10 protein-coding genes are annotated in these 12,404 nt (G+C 56.3%); 5 read left to right on the forward strand and 5 right to left on the reverse strand.

The window, feature by feature from the left end; translation table 11 throughout:
* Positions 1 to 768: 768 nt before the first annotated feature.
* The 5 genes from dnaG to Q2J34_RS05115 all read left to right on the forward strand — a co-directional run bounded on the left by dnaG (position 769) and on the right by Q2J34_RS05115 (position 6,230).
* The gene (gene dnaG / locus Q2J34_RS05095; protein ID WP_300969452.1) at positions 769 to 2,805 is read left to right on the forward strand and encodes a DNA primase; all 2,037 of its coding nucleotides are present in this window, start codon (positions 769 to 771) and stop codon (positions 2,803 to 2,805) included.
* A gap of 65 nt (positions 2,806 to 2,870) precedes the next feature.
* Positions 2,871 to 3,959, forward strand: a complete 1,089-nt coding sequence (locus tag Q2J34_RS05100) for a DNA polymerase III subunit (RefSeq protein ID WP_300969453.1) — start codon at positions 2,871 to 2,873, stop codon at positions 3,957 to 3,959.
* Between the two features lie 11 nt (positions 3,960 to 3,970).
* Positions 3,971 to 4,987 (forward strand): acyltransferase, encoded by a 1,017-nt coding sequence (locus tag Q2J34_RS05105; protein WP_300969454.1) that lies wholly within the window; start codon positions 3,971 to 3,973, stop codon positions 4,985 to 4,987.
* 79 nt (positions 4,988 to 5,066) lie between these two features.
* Positions 5,067 to 5,669, forward strand: coding sequence for a riboflavin synthase (locus Q2J34_RS05110; protein ID WP_298886193.1), 603 nt, complete (start codon positions 5,067 to 5,069; stop codon positions 5,667 to 5,669).
* A 12-nt stretch (positions 5,670 to 5,681) separates the two neighbouring features.
* A complete protein-coding gene (locus tag Q2J34_RS05115; RefSeq protein ID WP_300969455.1) occupies positions 5,682 to 6,230 on the forward strand; it encodes a nitroreductase family protein in 549 nt (182 codons plus the stop codon).
* Between the two features lie 168 nt (positions 6,231 to 6,398).
* Here the strand turns inward: Q2J34_RS05115 and Q2J34_RS05120 are convergent, their stop codons facing one another.
* From Q2J34_RS05120 to Q2J34_RS05140, 5 genes are all read right to left on the reverse strand, one after another.
* A complete protein-coding gene (locus tag Q2J34_RS05120) occupies positions 6,399 to 7,496 on the reverse strand; it encodes an AMP-binding protein (protein ID WP_300969456.1) in 1,098 nt (365 codons plus the stop codon).
* A 71-nt stretch (positions 7,497 to 7,567) separates the two neighbouring features.
* Complete coding sequence (locus Q2J34_RS05125; RefSeq protein ID WP_300969457.1) at positions 7,568 to 8,665, reverse strand: o-succinylbenzoate synthase; 1,098 nt, start codon at positions 8,663 to 8,665, stop codon at positions 7,568 to 7,570.
* A 6-nt stretch (positions 8,666 to 8,671) separates the two neighbouring features.
* Positions 8,672 to 9,502: a 1,4-dihydroxy-2-naphthoyl-CoA synthase gene (gene menB / locus Q2J34_RS05130; protein ID WP_298886204.1), complete on the reverse strand. Its 831-nt coding sequence runs from the start codon at positions 9,500 to 9,502 to the stop codon at positions 8,672 to 8,674.
* Complete coding sequence (gene menD / locus Q2J34_RS05135; protein WP_300969458.1) at positions 9,499 to 11,217, reverse strand: 2-succinyl-5-enolpyruvyl-6-hydroxy-3-cyclohexene-1-carboxylic-acid synthase; 1,719 nt, start codon at positions 11,215 to 11,217, stop codon at positions 9,499 to 9,501. Before menD ends, menB begins: the two co-directional genes overlap by 4 nt.
* A 21-nt stretch (positions 11,218 to 11,238) precedes the next feature.
* On the reverse strand, positions 11,239 to 12,378 hold the full coding sequence (locus Q2J34_RS05140) for a chorismate-binding protein (RefSeq protein WP_298886208.1): 1,140 nt from the start codon (positions 12,376 to 12,378) through the stop codon (positions 11,239 to 11,241).
* Positions 12,379 to 12,404: the final 26 nt, after the last annotated feature.

The raw sequence follows: 12,404 nt of genomic DNA on the forward strand, positions 1-12,404 counted from the left end.
ATTGATACAAAGCAACTCTAAGCCTCTCTAATCTGCGAAAACCTCTATATTAAAGTCTTTTTAAGTGTGCGGGAACGGCTTTTGGAGATAAAGCAGTCATCGCATTACGATCTGATAGAGAGGCTAATAGTGCGACTACTGGGACAGACCTCTTTGGCGAAAAGAGAAGTATCCACGTGGGGATTTTCTAGATCTCCTGTGGAGATGCTGCAAAGGTCGTTGTTGCCACAAATAGATGCATAGGGGTGTCATGAAGGACGGCAGGGCTGATACATTATATATAATGAGATCGTTTACCTCTCTATTCCTCGTCTATCTTTTTGTGTGTGGCTCTTGAAAATTCGATTATGATGCGTCACCCCTGACTGGGAAAAGTTGATGCTAGCTCGCTACGATAATTTAGAACTGACTACATATCGAAACGGCGCCGTGTCGGTGAAAAGTGATTTCCACGTGGATATTCGATAAAGGAGAGAATCGGACGAATTCCCCTGTAAAGATATGTAAATGGAGATTAGAGGGTAGAAGTTAGAGATTAGAGATCCGATCACTCTGATAGCTCCGATGGTTCCGATAGCTAACAGTCAATAGCTAACAGCCAACAGCCAATCCCTGGCTGACACATTATTATGTATAGTGCACTCATCCATTTCTCGCTGGTCACTCATGTGTAGCTCCTGACAGAGTGATTATGATGCCTCAGCCCTGTGAAGGACGGAGCCTATTGACGTGAAATGAGTACATTTGCAGAGCAAGAGAAGTAGACGGATGATTGACGAACAGACCAAACAACTGATCATAGATACGGCACGCATCGATGAGGTGGTGCAGGACTTCGTGCATCTACGACGCAAGGGGTCGGCCTTTGTGGGGCTGTGTCCATTTCACAAGGATCGTCACCCCTCCTTTATCGTCACTCCGTCCAAGAATATCTGCAAGTGCTTCGCTTGTGGTGCTGGTGGCACGCCTGTATCCTTCATCATGAAGATACAGAACTGCTCCTTCGTCGAGGCACTCCGCTACCTCGCTCAGAAGTATAATATCCCAGTGCCAGAGCGGGAGATGACCGAGGAGGAGCAACAGCGTCAGAGTGAGCGTGAGGCACTTTACCTCGCTAATGAGGTGGCAGCGAAGTTCTTTACCGAGCAGCTCCTCAGCAGTGAGGAGGGGCTAGATATAGCCCTGCCTTACTTCACGCAGCGTGGCGTCCGCTCGGAGGCGATACAGACCTTTGGGCTGGGCTACTCGCCTAGTGATCGTCGTGCTTTGGCTAAGTATGTCGAGGCGCATGGCTACGACATGGAGAGCTTTGTGGCGACGGGGCTGCTCTACGCTCCGAGCGAGGGGCGTCCGAGTGCTGACCGCTATCACGAGCGGGTTATCTTCCCTATATATAATGTAGGGGGGCGGGTCGTCGGCTTCGGTGGGCGTACGATGCGCAAGGCGGACAAGATCGCCAAGTATATCAATTCGCCCGAGAGCATCATCTACGACAAGAGCCGTGAGCTATATGGTCTGTATCAGGCGAAGCGTGCCATAGCACATCTGGATCAAAGCATCATCGTCGAGGGCTATCTCGATGTGATCGCCATGCACCAGGTAGGCATAGAGAATGTAGTGGCGACCTCTGGTACGGCACTTACGGAGAGCCAAATACAGCTCTTGCGACGCTTCTCGCACAATGTGTTGGTGCTCTTCGACGGTGACGAGGCGGGGGTCAAGGCGGCACTGCGCTCGATCGATATGCTCCTCGCTGAGGGGATGCAGATCAAGCTCTTGGTACTACCCGATGGAGAGGACCCCGATGAGTTTGTCTCCAATCGTAGTCGCACAGAGGTGGAGGAGTACTTTGCAGCCCATGCGCAGGACTTCCTGACCTTCAAGTCGCAACTCTACGCTCAGCAGATGGCTAGTGACCCGCAGCTCAAGACGCAGCTGATGCGAGACATCTTGCAGAGCATTGCCACGATCCCCGACAGCCTCGAGCGGATCGTCTACATACAGCAGATGTCTCAGATGTATGGCGTGGCCGAGGATCTACTCTTGCAGCAGATCAAGCGAGAGCGCTTTAGCCGTGGGCGGGTCTATCAGTATGCCCCTCCAGAGGCAGAGACACCCGAAGAGGACGCTCCCGAGGAGACCCCGCAGGAGATCTCGCCTCTAGATGCGCCAATGAGCAATGAGGAACTGGATCTGATCCGCCTAGTAGTGCGCTACGGAGAGCGAAAGCTAAAGATCTCTGTGCAGGACGAGGAGGCTGGTGAGGGGGCTGAGCCTATGGTGATACAGGTCGCTGTGGCTAACTTCGTCTATCAGGAGCTCAAGCAAGATGACATAGTCATCGACCATCCGCTTGTCAAGCGCATTCTCAACGATAGCAACAAGATGATGCTGGAGGAGCTGAGCGTCTCGGAAGATGGTGAGTCGAAGCATCGCTGTGGCTCCTTCCTTTGCAATTCGGAGGTTCCGCAGGTGGCTGCGCTGGCGGTGGATCTCTACGCAACCCCATACAGGCTCTCTCGCAAGGCTCGCGAGGAGCTACAGATGCCAAATAACGATGATGATGACGAGGAAGTACCCGATGAGTGGGTGCGTGAGATGACCTTTAAGGTGCTATACACCTACAAGCTAGCGTACGCTGATGAGCGTTGTCAGCAGATCTCGAAGCAGATACAGACGCTACAGGAGGAGCATCCAGAGGCAGACTACGAGAGCTACCAGCCACTCCTCCAGGAGCTATCCACATGGCAAGAGATACGCAGGATGCTGGGACAGTTTAGCGGTCAGCGTGTGGTCATTTCGTGAGCTGAGGCATGTGATGAAGTACTGTTCGTTAACCCTTTTACCAATCTAGAGAAGAAAGCACAGTCATGCAGTTTGCCGATATATATGGATACCGAGCCCTCAAGCAGCAGTTCGTCCACCTGACCCAGTCTGGCCAGATGCCCCACGCTGTGCTACTGGAGATACAGGAGGGCTACCCAGGGCTTCACCTAGCGTGGGCCTGGGCGCAGTACATACAGTGTCAGTCTCCTACGGGCGAGGACTCTTGTGGCGAGTGCGCTTCCTGCAAGAAGGTCGCAGCTAGTGCTCACCCTGACGTCATCTTCGTCTATCCCGTGGTCAAAGCGGCACAAGACGAGACCCCTACGGAGCGATACTTCGACGAGTGGCGCACGCTCCTCGAGCGGTCGCCCTACATCACCGATCAGGACTGGCTCGAAGTGCTGGAGGCGGGCAATAGTCAGCCAGTTATTTACGTAAATGAGATCAATAGTCTCCTGTCACGTCTCTCTGTCACGACCACCGAAGGGGGCTGGCGCACGATCATCATCTACCAGCCTGAGCGCATGAATGATGCAGCGGCCAACAAACTTCTCAAGTCGCTCGAAGAGCCTCCCGCCGAGACGCTCTTTATCCTGGTGTCGGCACATTCGGATCGCCTCCTAGACACGATCCTGAGCCGTGTGCAGCGCTTCGAATTGCCTCCGATGACGGAGGCAGAGATGAGAGAGGCCTTGACAGCACTGCACCCTGAGCTAGCTACTGATGCCCTTGAGGCGATGATCCCCCTAGTGGACGGCAATCTGAGCGATGCCCTACGGCTACTCGATAGCTCCGCCTCGCAAGACAAACTACAAGAACTGGCGCAACAGTGGTACGATGCGACGCTACGAGCCGACATCTTGCGTCTGAAGCTGCTCAGTGAGGAGGTGGACAAAGCTGGACGTGAGGGAGCGGTCGCTTTCCTCAAACTACTGATGCAACAGGTGGGGCAGCAGTGGCACCGTGCGCTCCGTGGTGAGGCACGTGTAGGGGAGCTACGGGTCAACAATAAGGCAATGGGTGCCTGCTATCGTCTCCTCGAGGAGGCAATGCGAGAGATTCGTGGCAATGTGCTGACGAAGATGGTGCTCTTCGACACATTCCTGCGTATGCTGCTCGCCTTGCGCAACTAAGATCACTAGCGATGTCAGAGCAGACGTTACGCCATCAGGGACTTGACCTCCTGCGGCTCCTCTCGGTCGTGATGGTAATCGGCATTCACACGGCGGGAGGGTACTTTATGGAAGAGGCTTCGCTGTCAGAGCGTTGGCAGGCTGCCCCGTGGTATGCACTCTCAGTGGGAGCGGTGTCACTCTTTGTGATGATGAGCGGAGCCTTCATGCTATCGCCTGAGCGGCAGATCGGGAGCTTGGTACACTTCTACAAGCGTAGTGTGGGGCGCAAGATACTCTTGCCACTGCTTGTCTGGTCTGTGGGCTACTACTTCTGGTACTGTGCGAAGGAGCAGGCGTGGCTCGCCTTCCAGTGGTATCACTTGTGGTATCTCGTGATGCTGGCGGGACTCTACGTGGTCACCCCTATGCTACGCTGGCTCTGCGAGCGGATCGAGCGTAGCGATAGTCCTACCTATGGAGGCAATCGGGGATTACTGATCTTGACGCTCGGGAGCTATCTCGTAGCGCTTGCTGTAGACATCTACTACCGCTCGTATGGCATCCAGCAGATCTGCCTGCTCTGGTGGGTGCAGTACCTCCCTTACTACCTTGCGGGCTATCTGATCTCTCGCACCATTAGTCAGTTGCCGGGCAAAGGCTGGCTCGTGGCACTCTTCATCGGGAGTATGCTGCTACACGGAGCACTGCTCATTTACGTGCCTTACCAATTGTTAGGACGGGTGGGTGTCAACTTCTTTCCGCTGGTCGTACTCAAGGTGGTCTCGCTCTTCGCCCTCTGCTACCGATGGCGACCCACAGCACGACTCTTAGTATCGGCAAGTACGCTTTACCCCTATGTGATGGGGATCTACTTGGTACACTTTGCGGTGCTGCAGGTAGTCTTCAAGCTTTTCGTCCTTTTCCTCCCCGCACTGACCGCCTGTCCAGCTGTAAGCCTCCCGCTACGCATCCTTCTCATTGCGCTCATCTCATTAGGTGTCACCGCTTTGCTCCGCAAGGTGCCACGACTACGACCGCTAGTTTAGAGGGAAAAGCCTTTACAAGACAGCAATGATTTCGTATCTTTGCGAAGTAACTAATCAATAGAGCAAACCGAATAGATATATGTTTAGTGGAATAGTAGAAGGTATGGCGCAGGTGCGCCGCCTAACCCGCGAAGGAAGCAACCTGCACATCACACTCGCCTGCAACTTTGCCGCAGAGCTACAGATAGATCAGAGCATCGCACACAATGGCGTTTGCCTCACCGTTGTCTCGCTTGAGGAGGGGGGCTACACGGTGACAGCCGTTCAGGAGACGCTGGATCGTAGTAATCTGGGACTCCTACAGGTGGGCGACTATGTCAATGTGGAGCGCAGTATGATGCTCGGTGGCCGTCTGGACGGTCATATCGTGCAGGGGCATGTGGATCAGACGGCTCGCTGTACGGCCATTCGAGAGATGGATGGAAGCCACTACTTTACCTTCGCCTATGAGGTGGATCGTGAGATGATGCGCCAGGGATATATGACGGTCGAGAAGGGCTCCGTGACGGTCAACGGCGTGAGCCTCACCGTCTGCAATTCGCAGGAAAACTCTTTCGAGGTGGCAATCATCCCTTATACACTGGAGCATACCAACTTCAAGTACTTTAAGGAGGGAAGTGTGGTCAACCTCGAGTTTGACATCTTGGGCAAGTACATCGCTCGCCTACGTTCGTTTGACTAAACCCTTGTAATTATGAACCCTGAAGATCTATACGCTCTCTATCGGGAGCGTCAGAGCGATCGTAGATTTGCTGACCGCCCTGTACCGCAGGAGGTGCTGGAGCGCATCCTAAACAACGCCCTGCTGGCGCCCTCTGCAACCAATCAGCAGCCCTGGAGTATCGTAGCAGTCTCCGAGCCAGAGACTGCGCAGCGTGTGGGGCAGGCGGTCATCAAAGGGGTGACAAATATGAATAAGTTTGCCCTGGAGGCACCCGTACATCTACTGATCGTAGCGGAGCGGGGACGCTGGGTGGCGCGTATGGGTAGCCGCATGATGAAGGTGGACTACCGACCCATAGACCTAGGCATCCTCGTGGCACACATCGTCCTCGCAGCTCAGGCAGAGGGCGTCGGAAGCTGCATACTAGGCTGGATCAACGATACCGCCGTGCGCAAAGAACTGGGCATACCAGACAAGCGTCAGGTGGTCCTAGACATCCTCATTGGCTACTCGGAGCAACCAACTCGAGAGAAGAAGCGCAAGAGTCCCGACGAGGTGATCCACTGGAACAAGTGGTGAGTCTTACGAGACTGGAGCATAAAGGCGAATCGCTGTGTTGCTTTCGGGATTCGGCTTCGGTCACATACGGATGTATGCTCCCTTCAGGCCTCACCCTCAGTGCCTTGCGCTTCATCCTTTTTGCAAAGTCTCCTTACGGGGGGGGGGGGGCTGCCGTGAGGCGGCGTGTTAGTGCGGAGAGGCGGTGGAGCTGAGGAGCTGCTGGAGGGCGCGACGGTCGAGCTTGCCGTTGTCGTTGTGCGGTAGCTGCGCTACGCAGCGGATCTCTTTGGGGCGGTGATAGGGAGGTAGGAGCTGTTCGCACGTTTCGTCTAGCCGCTTCGCCAAAGCTTCGGGGAGGCTGTCGCTTTCTAGTACGAGTACGAGCTTTTGTCCTAGCGCAGCATCGGCTACCCAGCTGATGGCGAGCGGTACGTCTAGTGTCGCAGAGAGCTTGCGCTCGATCGGCTCGGGGCTGATCTTGACACCGCCACTATTGATCATGTTATCGGCTCGACCCTCTATGGTAAAGCCGCCATCGGGGTGTAGCTCGACGAGGTCATGGGTCGTGAGGACGGGACCTTCGGGATAGAGCAGGCGATCCTCGATGATGAGTTCGCCTTCGGAGCCTTGGGAGAGATGTACCCCCTCGAGGGGATAGAAGAGGGGAGAGGCGTGGGGGCCGTTGAGCCGTCGCAGGGCGATGTGCGAGATGGTCTCGGTCATGCCGTAGGTGGCGTAAGCTGCTACGGGTAGCGTGCTGAGCTGCGCCTCCACAGTGGGATGAATGGCTCCGCCCCCGATGATCAGTTGCTCTGCTTGGCTGAGTAGCTCACGCTCCTCAGGCACCTCCAGTGTGTGGTGTAGTTGAAGGGGTACAAGCGAGACGAAGTGCGGTGCTACGCTGAGTGTCGCCAGCGGATGACTCGAGGGAGGCACGACGATTAGCTCGGCACCGGCGAGCAATGCGCGTACCACCATCATCTTAGCACCTATGTAGCGCAGATCCATCGCTAGGAGAAGCCGTGTGCTAGCTTCGATCTGAAAGTAGCGGTTGCTCCTGAGTCCGCTCCTTCGCATAGCGCACTTCGTCAGTCTGATCCGCTTAGGGGTGCCCGTTGAGCCAGAGGTCTGGACGGTCACATACTCCTCTTCGCTCCACCACTCCCCGAGAAAGGCGAGGAGTGGCTGTAGCACGGCTCTGCGCTCGGAGGTTAGCCCCTGAGCGAACGGCTCTAAGCTCTCCGCATCTACTCGTGCGCTATCTATATATAGGTGCTCGGACATGTTGGCTGTTGGCTGTTAGCTCTTGGCTGTTGGCTGTTGTTGGCTAAAAGCTAACGGCCAAAAGCCAATTTCTAATCTCTGAAAAACATCTGGTCGCCGACGAGTCGTAGCGTGGAGGGCTTGTTGTTGAGATAGAGTGCGCCTGTGCCGAGCCCTTGCGGGCGGGCGATCGGGTACTGGCTGACCCACTGAGCGATGGCACTGAGCCCTACGTTCGACTCCAGCGCTGAGGTCGCCCACCAGCCGATGCCACGCTCCTCGGCCAGCTCGATCCACTCATCGACCCCGCTATGGAGCGACGGCTTGAGGATGATATAGTGTGGCTTGCCCTCATCTAGTAGTTGCGCTTTGCGCTCTCGGGTGTGGATCCCTATCAGCTCCTCGTCGAGTGCTATGGGGAGAGGCGACGCTGCCGTGAGCTTCGCTAGGTCGTTCCACTGATTGCTCGCAGGTATCGGTTGCTCGATCGAGTGTAGGTGAAAGTCGCTCAGTTGCTTGAGTCGCTCTAGAGCTACCTCTGGGGCAAAAGCTCCGTTGGCATCCACCCGCAGCTCCATCTCCTCGGGTGAGAAGTGCTGCCGCACGTAGCGGAGTAGCTCTAGTTCTTCGGCAAAGTCTATTCCGCCGATCTTAAGCTTCAAGCAACGGAATCCCTGCGCTAGCTTAGCTTGGATCTGTTCGTACATATAGGCTTTGTCGCCCATCCAGATCAACCCATTGATCGGGATGCCCATCTCACCACGCGTGAATGGGGTGTTGCAAAAGGGAGGTGCCGTCTCCCCCTCGACACTACGACAAGCAGCGAGGAAGCTATTGATCGCCGTGGCTAAGCCAAAAGCTATGGAAGGGTAGGGGCATAGCGAGGCTATGTCAAACTGATCGGGAGCCTGCGCCAGCTGCCCCGCCAGCTTCTCTAGCACCACCTGGTAGTCGGGCAGATCATCGCAGCTGAGCTGAGGCATCGGGGCGCACTCGCCATAACCCACATGAGCTGCCTGCTCGAGGCTCTGGAGGCGTAGGTAGTAGACCCGCTTCGTCTCATACTCGCCACGGGAGGTCTTGGCGGGTCGACGGAAGCGCAGGGTGTATGGCTCCACGCTTATGGTCACTCGCTCAGCTATCTGTGGCAGTAGCGTGGGGAGGTGGAGGATGCTCTCTTGTGGTGACATCGACTATTAGGGGAACTTAGGGTACTGCTCGAAGTTGGGCTTGCGCTTTTCGAGAAAAGCGTTCTTGCCCTCCTGTGCTTCGTCCGTGAGGTAGTAGAGCAGCGTCGCATCGCCTGCCAGCTCTTGGATACCGGCCTGACCATCCAGCTCAGCATTGAGTCCTGCCTTAATCATACGGAGTGCCAGCGGGCTCAGTAGCATCATCTCCTCGGCCCACTGTACGTACTCATCTTCTAGTTGGTCTAGAGGCACCACTTTGTTGACCAGTCCCATGTCAAGAGCCTCCTGAGCGGAGTATTGGCGGCAGAGGAACCATATCTCACGCGCCTTCTTTTGCCCCACGACACGAGCGAGGTACGAGGACCCAAAGCCAGCATCGAAGCTGCCTACACGAGGACCCGTCTGCCCGAAGATAGCATTCTCCGAAGCGATCGAGAGGTCGCACACCACGTGGAGGACATGTCCGCCACCGATAGCGTAACCATTGACCGCAGCGATGACCGGCTTGGGGATGCTACGGATCTGCTTCTGCACATCGAGGACGCTCAGACGAGGCACGCCGTCCTTGCCAATGTAGCCACCCCGCCCCTTGACGTTTTGATCTCCACCAGAGCAAAACGCCTTGTCGCCAGCACCCGTCAGGACCACCACATTGATGCTCTGATCCTCACGGCAGATGCGCAGAGCGTCGCTCATCTCGGCCGTTGTGGTCGGCGTAAAAGCGTTGCGGTAGCGCTCCCGATTGATCGTGATGCGCGCTATGCCGTTGTAGTAGTCGAAGAGGATGTCTTCGTACTCTTTGAGGGGCTTCCATACCCGTTGGTTCTTTTCACTCATAACTCTTCTCTTGGTTGTAATTGCTTGAAATAGGTCTGTAGTTCGGCGATCTCATCCTCTGAAGAGACGAAAGCCTCGAGGAGACGTGGACGATCGGCAGGACCGACGAAGTAAGCCATCGTTTCTTCTAGTTCGCTCGCCTCTTGCACCGACAGGTACTCCCAGCCACAGCTCTCCGCCCAGCCCTGCGCTCGTAGCTGATGCTCGGCAGTGATGTACCGCTGCGAGAGGCGGTCCATCTCTAAGGTCGGCAGACTCTGGAAGATGCTCCCTCTCTGGTTGTTGAGCAGTAGCACCCGCACATTGCTCCCCACCTCGGGCAGCCCTAGTGCATTGAGATCGTAGAAGAAGCTCAGGTCGCCGATGACGATGAAGTGCCGCTCCTCGGCTCTCTGGCGGGCGAAGCCTAAGGCGGTCGAGAGCGAGCCTTCTATGCCACTGGTGCCTCGGTTGCAAAGCGTGAGGAGCCGACGAGGCTTGCGAAAAAGCTCCGCATAGCGCACCGACGAACTGTTAGCCAGGTGTAGCACGCAAGGCTCTTCGGGTAGAAGGCTTAGGAGGCTCCCCACTACTTCCAGAGAACTGTATCGTGGTGTCGGAGAGGGGAGTTGATCAATACGCTCCCGCCAGTGACGTGCATAGGGCGAGCTAGCACAGCCCGCCAAGCTCTGAGCCATTGTCTCAAGAAATGGTTCAACAGGTGCTATGATTTGCTCGGTGAGACTGCAGAAGAGGTCTACCACCGAGGGATCAGGTGACAGGTGCCACGTCTCCCGTGGCGGGTAGCTGCGCAGGTACTGCTTCATCTTGTTGGAGACGATATGTCCGCCGAGGGTGATTAGCAGGTCGGGCTGTAGTGCTCGTCGATCCACCTCGCTGAGTGACGCTAGGAACGCATCGAGCGAACAGATCGATACGGGGCTATTCGATAGCGACTCTCCGATACAGAGAAATTGCTCCCGCAAGTTTTGTGGAAAGTTATCCCCCGTACTCGTCGCAGCAGACCAACTTTCCTGTCCTACTAGTATCATCTTGCGCTCGAACGTAGCGAGCCGATGTAACAATGGCTCTACCGCCTGCGCATCGATACTATATGGATAAAGTTGCTGGATCCGACGCCCTGGCTGCATCCCAATGGGTTGTCTATCGCTGGACTCAGGGTCGTGCTTTGCTGAAGTTGGCGGGAGCAAGGAGACGCCCGGGTCGCTGATTGGGACATTGATCTGCACGGGTCCAGGGAGCGGAGCCAGTGCTGCGAGGAGTGCTTCGTTGATCAGACGATTGCAGTACCACCGCTCCTCCTCGGTGTGAGGCTCTGGCAGATGCACCGCTTTGCGCACCAGTGAGCCGAAGAGTCCTGGCTGAGGCAGCGTTTGTCCAGCCCACTGTCCGATCCAACGCTCAGGTCTATCGGCCGACAGGACAATCAGCGGCACCCCTTGATAGTAAGCCTCCGCGACAGCTGGGTGAAGGTTTGCCACCGCCGTGCCAGAGGTACAGCACACCACGACCGCTCTATGCGTAGCGAGAGCCAAGCCGAGCGCATAGAAGCCCGCGCTGCGCTCATCGATGATCGAGTGGCAGGTCGCCCCCGTGAGCTGGTGGCTGAGTGCATGAACGAGCGGCGCATTGCGACTACCCGGGCATAGCACCACATCACGCACACCATGTGCCTGAAGCAGAGCAACTAGTTCGCTGATCACAGGATCTTCCATCGGTATCATCACGCTCCTCCTTTACCTTATAAGACTATGTATTGCCGAGAGCTTGTGCAGCACCTCCTGCCACTCGCTCTCTAGACTGGACCCACGCACGATGCCGCCCCCCGCATAGAGTCGCAAAGCCTGCTCTGGGAGCAACTGCAGACAGCGTATCTGGACAAAAAGATCGACGCATCGCTCAGGCTCATACCATCCTAGGAAGCCTGAATAATAAGAACGTCCCGAGGACTCCTCCTCGAGGATCACATGCTGCGCCACTCGCTGAGGCGTGCCACAGATCGCTGGCGTGGGGTGAAGACGCTCCGCCAAGGTGATCGGTGCATAGCCGTCGGGAAGCTGCAATGCAAAGCGCGCCTGGAGATGTTGTAATGCGCCAGTCGTTGTTGTCTCTACCGCAAGCGCACGGTAGGGGATCCCCTCCTGCTCTAGTATCTCTCCGATGAAGCGCTGCACGTAGCGATGCTCCCGCTTATTCTTCTCACTCCAGAGGGGCGGCTCGCCATCTCGTTGCCGAGGCATCGTCCCAGCCAGTGCTACCGTCTGCCAGCGCGTGCCATCACCTCTGAGGAGCATCTCTGGTGTGGCACAGAGCCACAGTCCCGTCTGAGGCGTGTAGCAGAGCGACACGAAGGCATGCGGATAGTGCGTCAAGGCTTTGTCAAAGGCTGCAACCACTTGTGCCGTAGCGATGCTGGGCAGCTCGACACGATGCGCCAAGACCAGCTTCTCCGTCGTCCCCTCCTCTAGATGCTCCATAAAGCGATCGAAGGTCGTACGATAACTATCGGGCAACGCTTGCGGTATCGGAGCCACAGGGGGAAAGTCTTCGAGTGTCTTCTCGTCGCACTCCGTGAGCTGCAGTACCCTCGCCTCCTGCTCCTCTTCGATCCAGAGCATCGGTGTCTCAGCCGTCACGGCGAAGGGCGCTATCAAGAAGCCAGCCAAATGTTCCCGACCCCTCAGTGCCTCAGCAGTAGTCTCCGCGGCCCGAGCTGGGTGATGAAGCCCAATCTCACGCACCGTACGCCCCTCGTCAGGTAGACGAAAGCAGGCAAAAGGGGAGCAGCGATTCATGCGCTCCTCCACTAGTGTGGTCAGTTCGTCGCCATTACAGCTACGACCTCTTTGCGCCTTATGAGATGCTATGTCATGCACTGCTCTATTTCTTCGGGGTCTAACTG

It is taken from the genome of Porphyromonas vaginalis (genome assembly GCF_958301595.1).
Lineage (GTDB): Bacteria > Bacteroidota > Bacteroidia > Bacteroidales > Porphyromonadaceae > Porphyromonas > Porphyromonas vaginalis.